The organism is Geoalkalibacter subterraneus (assembly GCF_000827125.1).
Taxonomy (GTDB): Bacteria; Desulfobacterota; Desulfuromonadia; order Desulfuromonadales; family Geoalkalibacteraceae; genus Geoalkalibacter_A; species Geoalkalibacter_A subterraneus.
Window position 1 is genome coordinate 1,262,330 of record NZ_CP010311.1, and the last position, 16,407, is coordinate 1,278,736.

General features: G+C 56.9%; 13 protein-coding genes. 10 read left to right on the forward strand and 3 right to left on the reverse strand.

The features are described 5' to 3' along the window. Window positions 1–5 precede the first annotated feature (5 nt). Together GSUB_RS05700 and GSUB_RS17920 are read left to right on the forward strand one after the other, a co-directional pair. Window positions 6–731 (forward strand): tetratricopeptide repeat protein, encoded by a 726-nt coding sequence (locus GSUB_RS05700; RefSeq protein WP_040199684.1) that lies wholly within the window; start codon window positions 6–8, stop codon window positions 729–731. Window positions 732–779: 48 nt separating this feature from the next. Continuing rightward, window positions 780–1,481, forward strand: a complete 702-nt coding sequence (locus GSUB_RS17920; protein WP_052464611.1) for a Smr/MutS family protein — start codon at window positions 780–782, stop codon at window positions 1,479–1,481. A 63-nt stretch (window positions 1,482–1,544) separates the two neighbouring features. Here the strand turns inward: GSUB_RS17920 and GSUB_RS05710 are convergent, their stop codons facing one another. Further along, the gene (locus tag GSUB_RS05710) at window positions 1,545–4,358 is read right to left on the reverse strand and encodes an Rne/Rng family ribonuclease (protein WP_052464612.1); all 2,814 of its coding nucleotides are present in this window, start codon (window positions 4,356–4,358) and stop codon (window positions 1,545–1,547) included. A gap of 386 nt (window positions 4,359–4,744) precedes the next feature. Here GSUB_RS05710 and GSUB_RS05715 point away from each other — a divergent pair, with 386 nt between their 5' ends. From GSUB_RS05715 to GSUB_RS05730, 4 genes are all read left to right on the forward strand, one after another. Further along, entirely contained in the window at window positions 4,745–6,679 is a 1,935-nt protein-coding gene (locus GSUB_RS05715) for an ABC-F family ATP-binding cassette domain-containing protein (RefSeq protein ID WP_040202151.1), read from the forward strand. After that, on the forward strand, window positions 6,676–7,983 hold the full coding sequence (locus GSUB_RS05720; RefSeq protein ID WP_040199686.1) for a nucleotide-binding protein: 1,308 nt from the start codon (window positions 6,676–6,678) through the stop codon (window positions 7,981–7,983). The genes GSUB_RS05715 and GSUB_RS05720 overlap by 4 nt, the downstream gene beginning before the upstream one ends. Window positions 7,984–8,059: 76 nt before the next feature. Next, window positions 8,060–9,022, forward strand: a complete 963-nt coding sequence (locus tag GSUB_RS05725; RefSeq protein ID WP_052464614.1) for a DUF2226 domain-containing protein — start codon at window positions 8,060–8,062, stop codon at window positions 9,020–9,022. A 55-nt stretch (window positions 9,023–9,077) separates the two neighbouring features. Beyond that, window positions 9,078–9,764, forward strand: coding sequence for a hypothetical protein (locus GSUB_RS05730; RefSeq protein ID WP_040199688.1), 687 nt, complete (start codon window positions 9,078–9,080; stop codon window positions 9,762–9,764). 21 nt (window positions 9,765–9,785) lie between these two features. Here GSUB_RS05730 and GSUB_RS05735 read toward each other — a convergent pair whose 3' ends face one another. Together GSUB_RS05735 and GSUB_RS05740 are read right to left on the reverse strand one after the other, a co-directional pair. Beyond that, window positions 9,786–10,682, reverse strand: a complete 897-nt coding sequence (locus tag GSUB_RS05735) for an OmpA family protein (protein WP_040199689.1) — start codon at window positions 10,680–10,682, stop codon at window positions 9,786–9,788. Between the two features lie 62 nt (window positions 10,683–10,744). Continuing rightward, window positions 10,745–10,963: a hypothetical protein gene (locus tag GSUB_RS05740; RefSeq protein WP_040199691.1), complete on the reverse strand. Its 219-nt coding sequence runs from the start codon at window positions 10,961–10,963 to the stop codon at window positions 10,745–10,747. A gap of 429 nt (window positions 10,964–11,392) precedes the next feature. Here GSUB_RS05740 and nadC point away from each other — a divergent pair, with 429 nt between their 5' ends. The 4 genes from nadC to fusA all read left to right on the forward strand — a co-directional run bounded on the left by nadC (window position 11,393) and on the right by fusA (window position 16,347). Beyond that, window positions 11,393–12,226 carry a carboxylating nicotinate-nucleotide diphosphorylase gene (gene nadC, locus GSUB_RS05745; RefSeq protein WP_040202153.1) on the forward strand — a complete coding sequence of 278 codons (834 nt, stop codon included), beginning with the start codon at window positions 11,393–11,395 and terminating at the stop codon, window positions 12,224–12,226. A gap of 87 nt (window positions 12,227–12,313) precedes the next feature. Continuing rightward, on the forward strand, window positions 12,314–13,312 hold the full coding sequence (locus GSUB_RS05750; protein ID WP_040199693.1) for a biotin--[acetyl-CoA-carboxylase] ligase: 999 nt from the start codon (window positions 12,314–12,316) through the stop codon (window positions 13,310–13,312). Between the two features lie 5 nt (window positions 13,313–13,317). Beyond that, window positions 13,318–14,109 (forward strand): type III pantothenate kinase, encoded by a 792-nt coding sequence (locus GSUB_RS05755; protein WP_040199695.1) that lies wholly within the window; start codon window positions 13,318–13,320, stop codon window positions 14,107–14,109. 159 nt (window positions 14,110–14,268) lie between these two features. Then, entirely contained in the window at window positions 14,269–16,347 is a 2,079-nt protein-coding gene (gene fusA / locus GSUB_RS05760) for an elongation factor G (protein WP_040199696.1), read from the forward strand. Window positions 16,348–16,407 lie beyond the last annotated feature (60 nt).

Consider the following 16,407-nt stretch of genomic DNA (forward strand, 5'->3'; position numbering starts at 1 on the left):
TTCCTATGTTCAATCTGATCATCTCTCTGCTTCTGTGTTCCGGTACTCTTGTCGGTCTTCATCTGCTGGCCGGGCTGGAATTGTGGATTTCTGCCCTCATCGCCATGGCGGTTTTCACCGTGGTTTTCATTGTCATCACCCGGATTGTGATGAAAAAAGTCGGACGACTGATGGAGACCGCCCAACACGATCTGCAGGCCGGGCGAACCGAAAAAGCCATCAAAACCCTCGAGTCCGGTTATCGCTTCAGTAAATGGCAATTTTATGTCAAAGGGCAGATCGATGCGCAGATCGGCACCCTGCTGTTCATGAAACGCGACTTCTCAAAAGCATTTGATTACCTGAAAAAGGCCTTTGTGCGTCACTGGATTGCCATGGGGATGCTGGGCGTCTGCTATATGAAGCGCAACCAGGTCGGAAAAATGATCGAAACCTTTGACAAAGCTGTTTCCGCCACCAAAAAGGAAGCCTTGCTCTGGAATCTTTACGCCTACTGCCTGGAAAAGGTTGGTGAAAAAGATAAGGCTGTCTCCGTCATGGAAAAAGGCCTCAAGAAAACCGGGGGCGATGAGCGCCTTGAGGCCAATCTTGAGGCCCTCAAAGCGGGGCGCAAGATGAAGATGCGTGCTTATGGCGATATGTGGCTGCAGTTCCACCTGGAAAAGCCCGGCAGTCTCGTCAAGGAGCAGTCGCGCTCGGTCATGGGGCGCCGCAAGATTGTGCGCCGCTGATTGATTGTATCGCGTGCCCAGTCAGGTTGAATCCGCCAGGGTCAGGCCATGTCCCGTAAAAAGAAACAAGCCGGCAATGCCGGCCAGAAAACATTTAAAAACAGCCCTTTCAGTGCATTGAAGGGCTGCAATCTCGCTGACGACAAGGGGCCAGGGCCTGCTGCCGGCAAGCCCGCTCCCGCAGATCCCCCTCCCGGACGCGCCCCGAGTGAAGGGCTTGACTTCCTTGAGGAGATGGTTTCGCTGGGCGTCAAGCCTTTTAAAAAGGGTTGTAGGGTTGCATCGACCCCGGATCAATCGGATGGGATAAACGACCGGGTCGTGGAAGATGGTGCGGTCCAGCAGCCAAAGGATGACCACTCTCTGTTCCTTGAGGCTGTGGGGCAGATGGACGCCACCTTCAGCGATGAGCTGCCTCCGGAAGAACCGGCCCGTGCCCTGCCGCGCCGTATGCGTGACTTGGTGCGTGGTCGCCTCACTCCCGGTGCTGAAATCGATCTTCACGGTTTGGATCGTGAGCAGGCCCGCCAGCGTGTTGCTTATTTCCTCGATAATTGCGTCTATCAGGATGTTCGCGTGGCGTTACTGATCACCGGACGGGGGCGCGGATCGGGAAGTGAGCCGGTTCTGCGCAGTGAAATGGAGCGCTTTCTCGATGACGACGGCCGGAAATGGGTGGCCGAATGGGGAAGAGCCCCTCAGCGATACGGCGGCGAAGGGGCTCTGGTTGTGTTCCTCAGAAAAAAATAGCGGACTCAAAATCATGTCACAAATAAAACGCCGGAGGCGGGTCGACCGCCTCCGGCGTTTTCTTTATTGATCAGAGTTTTCCTGGTCCTTATCCGGTGAAGATTCAGATTGAGAAGCTTTGTCCGTTTTGGTGGTGCGCGCCGCGGTTCGCCGGGTGCGAGGTTCGGCGGGCGTTTTTTTCGCAGCCGTTGACTTTTCAGTCTTGGAAGCCGTTTCTGTCGGGCTCGTCTTGTCGCTTGCGTCTTTTCCCGGCATGGGTTCCGGCTCAGCCTCGGCCTTTTTTTCGGTGGCCTTGGTGCGCGCGGGTGTTTTTCGTGTCGTTGGGGTGCGTCGCGTCCGGGGCAAAGTCGCCTTTTTGGCGGCGGCTTCGGCTTCAGGTTCCCCACCCTTCGAAGTCTCTTTCTTCGGGCTTTCAGAGGGCTCTGCGGCGTTTTCTGCTTTTTCAGCTGCCTTTCGGGCGGTTACTCTGGTGCTGGTTGACGCCTTGCGCGTTGTACGACGGCGCGGTGCAGGCTTGGCCTCTGTTTCCCTGGCTTCTCCCTCTGCCGCGCCCTGTTGCGGAGGCGCTCCTTGAGCAGGGGACATCTCGGTTTTTTCTTTTTCCTGTTCCTGTTCTTTTTTTGCCTCGGTTTTCCTGGGACGTCCCCGGCGTTTGCGCGGTGCAGCCGCTTGGGTTTCCGCTTCCGAAGCGTTTGCTTCAGGTTCCGGTGTTTGCTCCGGTTGAGTTTCCTGTTTCTGTTCGGATTGAGCAGCGGCCGGCTCCCGGGGTGCCTCTGGTCTCTTTTGGGGAGGCTTCGGGGCAGTTTCGTCCGCGAAGGGTTCTTCACCCGCAGAGTTGGTCTGCACGCTCGGCGATTCTGCCGATTTAGGTCTTGCGGGTTTGCGGCGACGAGGCGCGCGCGCTCGTGGTGGCGCCGTTTTGGGTTCCTCTTTTGTCTCGGCCTTCGCTTCAGACTGGGCCGCCTCTTCCCCTTGTGCTGTTCGCTGAAGCGTAGACCTCTTGGGTACTGGCGGTGCTTCAGGCTCTTTTTCTACAAGGGGAGCAGTGGACGCAGCAGGCTGATCGGTGGCAGGTTCGCCTTCTTTTTCAGCTGCGATTTCTTTTTCCTTCTTTTCCATTTGCACGGGCTCCGCAGGGCCCTGGGCCGCCTCCGTGCCGGTGGCTTCACTGGTGGAGGGCTTTTTGCGCCGCCGCCGCCGACGGCGCTTTTTGGGAGCCTGCTCCGTCGACGCGTTTTCTGCCGCAGGGGCGGCAGCCTCTTCCGGTGCAGCATCACTCTCTTTGCCCGAACGGTCTTCATCTTTTTCGTTGCTGCCGCCGTTTAAAACGGAGTCGACCTGGGAGACCAGGTTGATCGGCGCGATATCGCCATTCTCTGAGGACGTTTCCTCTTTTTCGCGACGGATGGTGTTGAGTTCGGCTTCATGGGGCAGCATTCCGGCCTGGCCATGCAGGATGATTTCCATGTCATAGCGCCGCTCCATTTCACTGAGTTCTTCCCGCTTGATATTCAGGAGATAATCCGCCACTTCCAGTGGCAGGCGCCCCTCAATGCGCTGCAGTTGGCCTTTTGCGGCCGAGGCGGCCTGAATGCGTCGCAGAAAAGCCAACCCCTGAGTTTCAACGCTTTTGATCTGCCCATGCCCCTGACACTGCGGGCAAACCCGGTATGAAGCGGCAGACAGGTTCGGCTTGAGGCGCTGGCGACTCATTTCCAGAAGGCCGAATTGGCTGATGCGGCCGACGGTAACGCGCGATTTGTCCTTTTTGAGGGCATCACGCATCTTTTTTTCAATGGCCCGGATGTTCTTGCGATCGCGCATGTCGATGAAGTCGATGACAATCAGGCCGGCCAGGTCTCGCAGCCGCAGTTGGCGGGCAGTCTCTTCGGCGGCTTCCAGATTGGTCTTGTAGGCGGTCGCTTCAATCCCCTGTTCAGAGGACATCTTGCCCGAGTTGACATCAACCGCAACCAGCGCTTCGGTCGTGTCAAGAACGATGGACCCTCCCGACGGCAGGTTCACCTTGTTGTGGTTGATGGTTTCGATCTGCTCTTCGATCTGATAGCGGCTGAAAATGGGGCGCCGTTCCTGGTGCAGTTTGACCAGTTTTACTTTGTCCGGCATCAGCATGCGGAAAAAATCGCGGGCGGCTTCATACATGACCGGATCGTCAATCAGAACTTCTTCGGTCTCTTCGGTGAAGTAATCGCGGATGCAGCGAATGATCAGGTTGGATTCACGAAAGATGAGGCAGGGAGCCTTGGCCTGGCGGGCACGTTCCTGGATGCCGCGATGGATCTCCACCAGATTTTCGAAATCACGACGCAATTCCTCGGGCGCCTTGCCAATCCCTGCGGTGCGCACGATGTAGCCCATGTTCTCGGGCAGATCGAGCTCCGCCATGGCTTTTTTGAGTTTCTTGCGCTCGGACTCTTCCTCGATCTTTCGGGAAACCCCTTTGGTGGGGCTCTCCGGCATCAGCACCATGTAGCGGCCGGCCAGCGAAAGATAAGTCGTCAGCGCTGCACCCTTGGTGCCTCGTTCTTCCTTGGTCACCTGGACAAGAATCTCCTGTCCCGGCCTCAGGATGTCGTTGATGCGGGGGCGCCCCCGCCGATCGTCTCCGGGCGAAGGAGGGTAAAGGCTGGGGTGAATTTCGCTGATCTGCAGAAACCCCAGGCGTTCCCCGCCATAATCAACAAAAGCGGCCTGCAAGCCGCTTTCAACCCTTATGACTGCTGCTTTGTAGATGTTTCCGCGTGTCTGTTCCTTGGCTGTAGTTTCGATGTCGAGTTCAGTCAGATAACCGTCCTCGACAATAGCCACCCGATGCTCCTCCGGATGGGTGGCGTTGATCAGCATTTTACGACTCATTCATTTCATTCCTTCTGAAAGTGCGAAAAATCGCGCTTCCGAAACGGGTTCGCGCACCAGTGTTGCGAGGTGCAGGTCATGGCGCGGCGGCCTCAACGGGGTATGCCGGCGATGGTCCCATAATAGAGGAACCTTCGCAGCAGCCATCGTATTCCGGAGGCGCCGGGCGGAAAAGGGGGGTGCTTTATATCTTTCTTTATTCAGACGTCGCCGTGTTCTCTTCGTACAGAGCACGGGTCTATGAAATTCTTTTCAAACTGTCGGCGCAAGCCGGCAAGTTTTGAAGAATATAGCAGAGAGATGCCGCTTTGGATAGGGCAAAGTCGGAAAAAGACAGTCTTTTTATCTGCTTCACCAGATCCTGGGGCTGTGTTATAAAAAAGGCCATGTATCAATTACGACAGGTTCGAAAATATTTCGCCGACCATGCTGTCTTTGCCGGCATCGACTGGACCATCGGCCCGCAGGACCGGATCGGGCTCTGTGGGGAAAACGGCGCAGGCAAGACCACCCTTCTTCGCCTGTTGGCGGGGCAGGTCGATGCCGATGAGGGTCAGGTGCAGATGGCACGTGACACCACGATCGGCTACCTTCCCCAGGATGGGCTTGAGCATTCCGGTCTTGTGCTTTTTGAAGAGGTTCGCAGTGCGCTGTATGAGATCACGGCCATGGAGCGCGAGATGAAACATCTCGAACGCGATATTGCGGCCCGCAACGAAGCGCGCGACCTTGAGAGGTACTCCCAGCTGCAGGAGCTTTTTCACCAGCGCGGTGGCTACACCATGGAGGCTGAAATCGGAAAGGTGCTCCACGGCTTGGGCTTTGCCGAAGAAGACTGGACAAAACCCTGTGAGCAGTTCTCCGGCGGTTGGCAGATGCGCATCGGCCTGGCCAAGCTGCTGCTGCGGCGTCCCAATCTACTGCTGCTTGACGAACCGACCAATCATCTGGATCTACCTGCCCGCGACTGGCTTGAAGATTATCTTTCCAACTACCCGTTCGCCGTCGTTCTGGTTTCCCATGATCGATTCTTCCTGGACCGCGTCGTCAATCGAATTGTTGAGATCTGGAATGGGCGCCTCACCGAATACCCCGGCAGCTACAGTCACTATCTCAGGGCGCGTGATGAGCATGTGGCCGCCTTGCGGGAGGCAAAGAAACGCCAGGACGAGGAGATCGCCCGCATCGAAGCGTTCATCAGCCGCTTTCGCTACCAGGCCAACAAGGCCTCCCTGGTCCAGAGCCGGGTCAAGCAATTGGAGAAAATCGAGCGGATCGAAGTGCCGCCGGTTCGCAAGCGCATCTCCTTTCGCTTCCCCGATCCGCCCAAAGGCGGGCGATTGGCCCTGACCCTGGAAGGGGTGCGGCATGGCTATGACGACCTGGTGGTGCTTGACGGTGTTGACCTGAATATTGAACGGGGGGAAAGAGTGGCCCTTGTCGGGCCCAACGGTGCCGGCAAGTCAACCCTGATGCGCATTCTGGCAGGGCAGGAAGAGCCGTGGCAGGGGCAGCGCGTGTCCGGCCATAACCTCAAACTGAGTTATTTCGCCCAGGATCAGGCCAAGGTCCTCAATCCGCACCGGACCGTCCTCGAGGAAATCACCGCCGCCGCTCCTTTTGAAATGGTGCCGCGGGTACGCGACGTGCTGGGGTCTTTTCTGTTCTCCGGCGACGACGTTCAGAAAAAAGTCGGCGTCCTCTCCGGTGGAGAGCGCAACCGCCTCGCCCTGGCCGGAATGCTGCTTCATCCCGCCAACCTGCTTTTGCTGGACGAGCCGACCAACCACCTCGACCTGCAGTCCAAAGAGGTTTTGCTCGATGCCTTGCACCATTATCGGGGGACGCTGGTTTTCGTATCGCATGATCGTTACTTCGTCGATGATCTGGCGACCCGGGTCGTGGAGGTAGGGCGGGGGAAATTGTTGAGTCACCCCGGCAACTACGAGGATTTTCTGCGTTTCAAGGAGCGGCAGGGCGATAACAGTCACAGCCGTGAGCGGGTTGAACATATCGAGGGTAGGAAAGCGTCTCCCGCAACCTCTCCAGCCGATTCCGAAGAGCGTACCCTTTCCCATGCCGAGCGAAAAGAAGCCAAACGGCTGGAACGCCGCCGACAGAAAGATCTTGAAGAGATCCAGGAAAAAATTGAAAACCACGAATCGGAACTGGCGGACCTGGAAGAGCGGATGGCGCGTCCGGAAGTGTTCAACGATCCGCAGGCTGCACGCGAGGCGGCCGACCGTCATGAAGAGCTGCGCCGTGAACTGGACGAGCTTTACGAACGGTGGGCGGATCTCGACGTCGAGGCAGCCGGATGAGCCGAGAGTGCGGCGACCCCTCGAAGTCTTCTTCGCCGGTTTTTGCGATCGCGGTTGCCGGAATCACACCGGGGGTGGGAAAGAGCACCATAGCGCTCAACCTCGCCATCTATCTCAAAGCATTTAGGGAAGATCTGCCGGTGACCCTGATCTCCCTCGACCCCCACTTCAACGTCGCGGATTTTTTATCCATCAGTGGAGAAGGGCTTTGCGGCGGCGGCGATCTTTTCTCCGGCAGCTCCTTTGCCGAGGCGGCTCATCTGGGTCAGTACGGCGTTCAGTTTTTAGCCGGAGAAAACGGAGGGGATTTTTACTCCATCGAAAGGGGAGAACTGCGCCGCACTCTGACACGCTCCTCGGCGGAAGGGATCCTCATATTTGACACCGCCTCCGGGCTGCAGGACGCCACCCGCCGGGTCCTCGAAGCGTGCAACCTCGTGCTGGCGCCTCTTTGCGGACACCGTCCCTGGCGGGATCTGTCTGTTTTGGTCGCAGCGGCGAGAGAGGCCGGCCTTCAGCGTGAAGCTCTGTGGCTGCTGCCCAATCAGGTTGAAGCGCAGACGCCTGGCGGAGGCGATGCCGGGTGGCAGGAATATCTCGCTTCCTATGCGGAAGAGTTCGGCTTCCCTGTGACCCCGCTGGCGCTGGAGCACGCTTTCGACCTTGCAGAAAACACCTCCCCCGCGAACCCCTTTTGCTCGGTGATGCACCGCTTGCCTGCAGGGCCGTTTCAGCGGGGATTTCGCGAACTGGCCGCGTTTGTTCTCGATCGCTACGACCGGCCAAAGGAGGTTGCGAACGGAAAGCCGCCGGGAACCCGCCGACAGGAGCTTCTCTCTCGTACCCGGGCTGCCCGGTTTCAACCGCAATGCCCGTGGTGCGGATTGGATACTGATGAATCAGCTCGTCTGTGGTACTGGGAAGACACCGCTCGCAGACGCCACGGCTTCATCCACCATTCCTGCATGGAAGAGCTGGCAGAGAATGTTGGAGTTGATCTTTCCGTTCTGGACAGCAATCTCCTGGCGCTGACGAAGAATGAGCCGGGCTGGAGTCCTGGTCTGGTTCTCTCTCTGCAGGCTCTGGATGAAGAGGGCGCGCCGGAGACCTGCCATGCTGTGCCGGGCGACGCAGAGATGGCCCGGGTGTTTTCCAATATGACCGGGCGCCTGATGCAGGAACTGCCTGCGGTGCGGATTTTTCTGGCGGATGGAGGGGAAAGGCCGGAGGCGTTTCTTACCGCCCGGGGATACAGAGATTTCTGTCGGCTTCGCCGACAATTTCGACAGTGGACCAGGGGGTGACCGAGGTGCGAAGAGTGTCTGATTGTCTGAAAAAGCATGTCATTGAATTCATTCCACATCGGGAGAGATTAGTCGCATGATTCTATTGCCACGTGGAAACCCGGTCAAGGAAAGCCTCAATCCCGCACGCATCGATCTGCCGGGGGCTTTTAAAAAATTGCAGGCCGGCCGCTTCACCGGCTATCTGCGGTTCGAAACGGGATCAGGGACCGGGATTCTGATTTATGAGAAGGGCAAACTTGTCAGCGCCCTGTTCGAGGGGCACGGCGAGCGATCGGTCGCCGAAGATGCCATCGGGCGCATTTTTGATGAGTCTCAGCAGGGAGATGCACGGCTTGACATCTACAAGCTGGCACCCGAGGTCGCTCTGAGCATTCACGCCCTTCTTCATGGTGAGCTGCTGTATCAGGGGCAGGACCTGAAGCTTATTGACATCAAGGCGCTTCTTGCCCGCATTAAAGAAAAACGCATGAATGGCTGCCTGCGGATTTACGCCGGTGACCGTATTGCATTGATTTTCTATGACCAGGGCCATCCCCTTGGGTTTTTTCGCGACGGTTCAACGGGGATTGAAACGACTGCCGACGCTTCCATGTCCATTGCCAAGCTCCCCGGCGCCAAGATCGACGTTCTGACGACCAAAAATCTTGAAGAGCTGATGCTGACGGATCTTCAACAGTCGGTCGATCTCACTTCCCTGTGGCAGGGTGCGCGAACGCGTCAGCAGGAAACGCTGCGCAAGATCGAGGAGCAGCAGGGGCGGATCAGTGAAGAGCGCGACCGCCAGCGGCGCAGAAACGTTCAGCTTTTCCTGTGCGAAACAGCACAGAAGTATCTGGGGAAAACCGGCGCAGGGTTGGCGGACAAGGAATTTGAACGCACCGTCAAGAGCGAGGGACCGATGACGGAGGCTTCGCTGGTTGATTTTTACGTCAAATTCAATAAGGCCGCGCGCATGCTGGCCGGGTCCAATGCCGTCAATCGAATGCTTGAAGAGATGAAAGGCGGAGTTAAAGCCTGCCTGCAGAAGGATTTGTGATAATCCCGGTGCGAGGAATTAAAGGACCGGTATTTTTTTCAGGAGGATGTAGCCGATGGATTTGAGCCTGTTGCAACTCGGTCTCTGGCTGATTGCAGGAATCGTCTCTTTTTATTTCAGCTTGGGCAGCGCCCGGGTATGGACCAGCATTTCGCTGGGCTTTTTTCTGATACTGGTCGGCGTGGTGATCCCTACAGCGATCCCCTTTCTTCCTGGAGCCGATCTGCCCAGGGTCCAGGCTCTTGGGTCGATTATCGGTACCATCGCCATCATGGTCATGACGCACGGTTTTATGGAATATTACCTCTTTTCCCGCACCCTGGAACTTGAGGGGCGGCGAAGATATGTCTTCATGGGGACTGCACTGGTGATTCTGGGATCGGTGATTTTTGTCGCTATTAATCCGGAGCCTTCCTCCCGTACCCTTGAGGTCATCCGCATAATCGAAAATGCCAACTGGGTCTTTTTGTCGATCATCAATATCGATATGCTGCGCAAAATCTATCTTAACGTCAAAGATACGCCGATTGCCCGCGGTTTCGTGGCATTCATGGGGGTCTTTGTCTGTCTTTTTCTTTGGAAAGGTGCCGCCCTGTACATCCAGGTGTACGACCTGCAGACGTTGGCCGGGGAATACCCGTTTCGCTATCAGTTCTCAAGCGTGGTAAGCCACCTGGGAAATATTCTGGCCAGTGTTTCCGTTGGTGGAACCTTTGTTTACCTGCTAAGGCTGCTACGCTGATCCCTTTGGGTACGGGTGAAGTTACGGGGATGAGTCGCCCGGTTCGGCGGGGGCCAGCACGATCTGGATACGACGGTTCTGGGTGCGCCCTTCGGCGGTGTCGTTGCTTTCCACCGGGCGATAGGGTCCGTAGCCGCAACTGACCAGGCGCTCCGGTGCGATCTTGCTGGTTTTCTGAAGAAAGTGCACGACATTGGTGGCGCGTGCGGTGGAAAGCTCCCAGTTGGTAGGGAATTTCTCCTGCAGGCGAGGGCTGATGGGGATATTGTCGGTGTGCCCCTCAACGCGGATGTCCCGGTCAGTGGACTCCGCCAGGATTTGCCCCACCCGTGACAGGACCTCAAGCCCTTTGTCCTTGATATCCGCTTTGCCCGAATCAAACAGGATGCGCTCGACCATATTGACCGTCAGCTTACCCTGCAGTTCTGAAATGGTGATCTCGCCGCGTTCAATCTCATTTTCAAGCTTATCGACAAGTTCATCGTAGGTGCTTTTCATCTGAGCCAGACGGGCCTGTCGCGCAAGTCGCTCTCTCTCCACCTCGCGGCTCAGTTCGCGATTGCGAATTTCGAGTTCATCCACCCGGGTGCGCATTTCGCTGATGATCCTGCCGGTCTCCGCATCCTTTGCATTGAGAGCTTTTTCGCTGCGATCGAGATTGGCGCGGGCGCGCAGAAGATCCTGATTGAGGGAGGATTTTTTTTCAAGGGCGTCGGCAAGTTTGCGCTCAAGAGTGCTGTTCTGGTTGAGAGCTTCCCGCCTGTCTTCCTCCAACTGCTCCATCCGGGCCTGCAGGTCAGCAATGCGGGTACTGAGTTCCGTGGCCTCTTCGACTTTAGACTGGTATGTGCTTTTGCCTACGCACCCCGTTGCAAGCAGGCACAACAGTAAAACACCCCAACGGGCGAACTTTTTCATACCGAACTCCTGGCAAAAAAACTAAGTGCAAGATCACGTACAAAGCCAAAGGGGGAATCGTTTCAGACCCGATTCCCCCCGCGCTTGATTTCATGACCGCAACGACTGCAGAACATCTTGTGCAAAGTGCCTTCCCGGTCGCTGCGCGCCGGGCGGATGTGCCTGTCCGGGTCAGTCGCGGCCCCGTCGCGCACCACATTGCGTGAAGTGGCGGTGGCCAGCACCTCTCGGTGCTCAGAGCCGAAACAGTTGGGGCAGATCAATTCGTTGCGGTTCTTCATAAATATCCCCGATCGCTGAGGTTTTTGCGCCGTATCGATTCAGCAAATCCTGGCTTTTTTCAGCCCTGAGCTGCTGCTGTGCCGTTCAAATGCTTTTCATGCGATTTGTTGTATGTTTTTAACAACCTTTCTTTCAAAAGTAAAGCGTATACGTAACCATTCAGCATGGAGTCGCAACTCCCATGACGAGAGCCACTTTTCGCCCTCCCTGGCCGTTTGATTGGCGCCCTCCCTGGCGCCAAACACCCGCGTCATGGGAGCTGTGACTCCACGAGGTGAATAGATGCGCGTATACAATGGTATGTCGTGTGGTCCCCGTCTATGGGACAACCGGGGTATAGCCGTTGAAAACCGGTTGTTTTTTGCGTTGCGAGGGGGGGGGTGGTATGCTATAAGGAATTGTTTTTATATAACTTTATGGAGTTTTTCATGTTCGAAGTCGATCGCATAATCCACACTGCTCTGGCCGAGGATATCGGTGCAGGTGATCTGACCACTGAAGCGACCATTGCTCCGGAAACCCAGGGCCAGGCGCGCCTTGTGGCAAAAGAGCCTTTCACCCTGGCAGGGCTTGATGTGGCACGTCGCGTTTTTGCCATGGTGGATTCTTCCATCAAATTCACGGCCCGTCATCAGGATGGTGATGAACTCAAGATCGGCGACGAGCTGGCACAGGTCTCCGGGCCTGCCGCCAGTCTGCTGCAGGCAGAGCGGGTCGCCCTGAATCTCCTGCAGCGCATGAGCGGCATTGCGACTATGACGGCCCACTTTGTCGCGGCAGTGGAGGGAACCGAGGCGCAGATTGTCGATACCCGCAAAACCACCCCTGGCCTACGCGTTCTGGAAAAATATGCGGTTCGCGTCGGCGGCGGGCGCAATCATCGCTATGCTCTCTATGATGGCGTTTTGATCAAGGAAAATCACATCGCGGCGGCCGGCGGTATCTCCGCTGCAGTGCAGCGCGCCCGCAGAAGGCTGTCTCATATCCATAAAATTGAAATCGAGACGCGCAATCTGGACGAGGTCCGTGAAGCGCTCGAAGCCGGTGCCGATATCATCCTGCTTGACAATATGGACAACGACACCTTGCGCAAGGCGGTTGATCTGGTCGCCGGGCGTACCCTGACCGAAGCCTCGGGAGGCGTTGACCTGAACCGGGTGCAGGGCATTGCTCAAACCGGCGTCAACCTGATTTCCGTGGGCGCGTTAACCCATTCCTATCGCGCTGTCGATATCTCCATGCTGTTCGACAGCGAGGTCTGAAGCTGATTTGAGATGCCCGATTTTTTGAGACCGAACTATCCGCCTCTGTAAAATTTTTCTGAAATCCTAATTATCGGTTCGGAGTCTATGCACGATTCCAGACACACTGCCCAGGAAGAAGTCCTTTCTCTGCTGCGCCATGCCGACGGGTGCATTTCGGGGGAGGAATTAAGTCGTCGTCTGGGGATTTCGCGTACTGCAATATGGAAACACATCAAGGCGCTTCGCAGCCACGGCTATGAAATCAGGGCGGCGAGCGGGCGGGGTTACCAGCTGGTGCAGGTGCCGGATCTTCTGTCTCCGACAGAGATTCAAAACGGCCTGCACACGCGCTTTATCGCCCGAAATGTGTATGCGTTTGATCAGGTCGACTCTACCAACCACCAGGCCATGCTGATGGGGGAAGAGGGGGCGGCTGACGGCACGGTCGTAATTGCCGATGCGCAGAGCTCAGGAAAGGGTCGCCTCGGCCGCCGCTGGGCCTCCCCTGCCGGCGTCAATCTTTACGCTTCCATCGTGCTGCGCCCTCCCATCGCTCCTCATCGAGCTCCGCAGCTGACCTTCGTTTCGGCAGTGGCGGTGGCGCAGGCGATCAATTCCTTCTCGGGGCTGGACGCCCGTGTCAAGTGGCCGAACGACATCCTGATCGATGATTGCAAGGTTGGGGGACTTCTCAACGAGATGAGCGCCGAAAGCGAGCGTGTTCATTCCGTGGTGCTCGGTATCGGTCTCAACGTCAATATGACCGCCTCCCAGTTCCCGACCGATCTGCGTTATCCCGCCACTTCTCTTTTTCTCTCCTCCGGCCGCAAATGGCCGCGCGCCGCACTGGCGCGTCATCTCTTCGAAAAGCTTGAGCAGCTCTATCACCAGTACCTCAACGAAGGGTTTGAACCCATTTTGCAGCAGTGGGAATCTCTGTGCTGCTGGCAGGGGCGGGTGGTGGAGGTTGATCGCGGCACAGATCGTATTCGAGGTCGTTTTGCCGGGCTCGATCAAACCGGCGCCCTGCTGTTGGATGCCGGGGGAACTCTGGAGAAAATCTATTCCGGGGATGTACGCCCCAGCGACGATGAAACAGGATAAGCGATATGCTCTTTGCGATCGATATCGGCAATACCAATACCGTTCTGGGGTTGTACCGCGACCGGCAGTTGTTGCACGACTGGCGCATCACTACGGACAAGTCCCGCACGGTCGATGAGTACGCGGTGGTCATCCATGATCTCTTTGCCCTGGCGCAGGTGAGATTTGACCAGGTTGAAGATGTGATCATCTCCTGCGTGGTTCCCCCTGTGCTGGTGACATTTGAATCCCTGTGCCGCCGGTATTTCAAACATGTCCCGCTGGTGGTCGAGGCCGACACCCGCACCGGCATGCCGATCTGCTATGATCATCCCTCGGAGGTGGGGGCGGACCGGGTTGTCAATGGTGTGGCCGCCTATGAACGGTATCACCGCGCCCTGATCATCGTGGATTTCGGCACGGCCACCACGTTCGATTACATTTGCGCACAGGGGAATTACCAGGGGGGAGCAATTGCGCCGGGAATCGGCATTGCAGCTGAGGCCCTGCATCAGCGCGCCAGCAAACTGCCCCGTGTGGATATTGTCCGGCCTCCTCACGTCATCGGGAAAAATACGGTTTCCAGCATGCAGGCAGGCATATTTTACGGCTATGTCGGCCTTGTGGACGGAATCGTTGAGCGCATGAAGGCTGAATGTGGTGAAGACCCGCTGGTGATTGCAACCGGAGGTCTTGCCCCCCTGGTCGCCGAAAGTTCGACCACCATCGACGAGGTTTCGGCGGACCTTACTCTTGAGGGATTGCGCATTATCCATGAACGGCACCGGCTCGGTTTTGACAGGTCCCCGGTGCGGTGATAGACTTAAATGCCATTAACATCTTTAAAGCCAGTATTCTCGGGAGGTTGTGAACGGATTCAGGTGAAAAATCATAAGGGCGTTAGCCCTGCTGGGTGTTTTTCCGCGGATTGCCATGCGACAGTCGGTCGCCACTGAATGGAATTGAAAGGAGAAGCCATGGGAAAGTACGACATCTCGAAGCTGAGAAACCTTGGAATTGTCGCGCACGGAGGGGCGGGCAAGACCTCGTTGGTAGAGGCCATGCTGTTCGACACGGGAATGGTCGATCGTTTGGGGCGCGTCGATGACGGTTCCTCGAACATGGATTTCGAGCCCGAAGAGATCAAGCGAGGCATTACCCTGAGTTCCAGCCTTCATCACTGTGACTGGCAGGGCTACAGCCTGCACCTGGTCGATACTCCCGGCTACTCCAATTTTCTGCACGATACCCGCAACTGCCTGCGTATATTAGGCGGTGCAGTCGTTATTGTATCCGCCATTTCAGGGGTCAAGGCCCAGACGCGCCAGATATGGGACTGGTGTGACGAGTTCGAGGTGCCGCGCATCGCCTTCGTCAACAAGATGGACCGCGAGCGGGCCAATTTCCTGCGGGCTCTCGACGACATGGCTGCGGCTCTCAACAACCGCCCGGTCGCGGTGACCATGCCGATCGGCGCTGAGGAAGACTTCAAAGGCGTGATCGACCTGGTGCGTATGAAGGCCCGTCTTTTTCAGTTTGACGAGAAGGGAACCTATGAAGAGCAGGATATCCCTGGTGATCTGCTGGACGAGGCACAGCGGCTGCGTGTTCTTCTGCTCGAAGCGGTTGCCGATGCCGATGACGAACTGATGGAAAAATACCTTGAGAATGAAGACCTCAGCGTAGAGGATCTTCTGCGCGGGCTGCGCGAGGGGACCCTGACGGGAGTTTTTACCCCCGTTCTGTGCGGCAGCGCCACCGCCAATATCGGCATCCGCCAACTTCTCGATTACATCCTTCATTGTCTGCCGTCGCCCCTCGATAAAGGCGAGCAGCATGGTCGTCACCCTCTCAGCGGCGACGACGAGGTCCGTCGCCCGGACGAGGATGAGCCTTTTTCGGCCATGGTGTTTAAAACCATCAGTGATCCTTTTACCGGCAAGCTGACTCTTCTACGGGTCTACTCCGGCAGTCTCAAGCCCGACTCATCTGTCTATAATCCCAATAAAGATGCCACCGAGCGGGTCGGCAATATTTACGAGATGGAGGGCAAAAAGCATAAGTCCCTGTCCCTTGCCGTCGCGGGCGATATTGTCGCAATCCCCAAACTCAAGGTGACCGCGACCGGCGACACCCTGTGCGATGAAAGCAAGCCGATCGTCTTTGAAAGCCCCATGCCTCTCAAACCGGTCATCTCCTTTGCGCTGCGCACCAAGAGCAAGGGGGATGAAGATAAACTCAGCACCGCCCTGCACAAACTGATGGATGAAGATCCGACTCTCAACCTGGTCCGTGATGAGGATACGCGAGAGATGATCATCTCCGGCATGGGCCAGGTCCACCTGGAAGTTGCCGTGGAAAAGCTCAAACGGAAATTTGGCGTGGAAGTTGAATTGCTTGAGCCCAAGGTGCCTTATCGTGAAACAATCACCGGGCGCACCAAGGTTCAGGGCAAATATAAAAAGCAGTCCGGTGGGCGCGGACAGTTCGGGGATGTCTGGATTGAAATGGAGCCCCTGCCGCGCGGCGAAGGTTATGAATTCGTGGATAAAATCGTCGGCGGAGTTGTGCCCAGGCAGTATATCCCTGCAGTCGACAAGGGGATTCAGGAAGCGTCCCACCGCGGTGTTCTGGCGGGCTTCCCGGTCGTTGATTTCAAGGTGACGCTGGTTGACGGCTCCCACCACTCGGTGGATTCGTCGGAGATGGCTTTCAAGGTTGCAGGATCCATGGCGTTCAAGAAGGCGATGGAGGAATGCAAGCCGGTGCTGCTGGAGCCGGTCATGGCCATGGAGATTAGCGTGCCCGATGATTGCATGGGAGATGTCATCGGCGATATGAACTCTCGCCGAGGCAAGGTGTTGGGTGTTGAGCCCAAGGCCGGCAGCCAGATGATTCGTGTTCAGGTCCCCATGGCCGAGGTGTTGCGTTACGCACCGGAATTGAGGTCGATGACCTCTGATCGCGGAATGTTCACCATGGAATTCAGTCACTACGAAGAGGTGCCGCCTCATTTGACCGCAAAGATACTTGCGGATCTGAAAAAGGCCGAATAGCGGGCCGAAAACTGTCACCCCAATGTGTCTCCCGGACGTCCGGCGGCCGGTTTTTCCTGC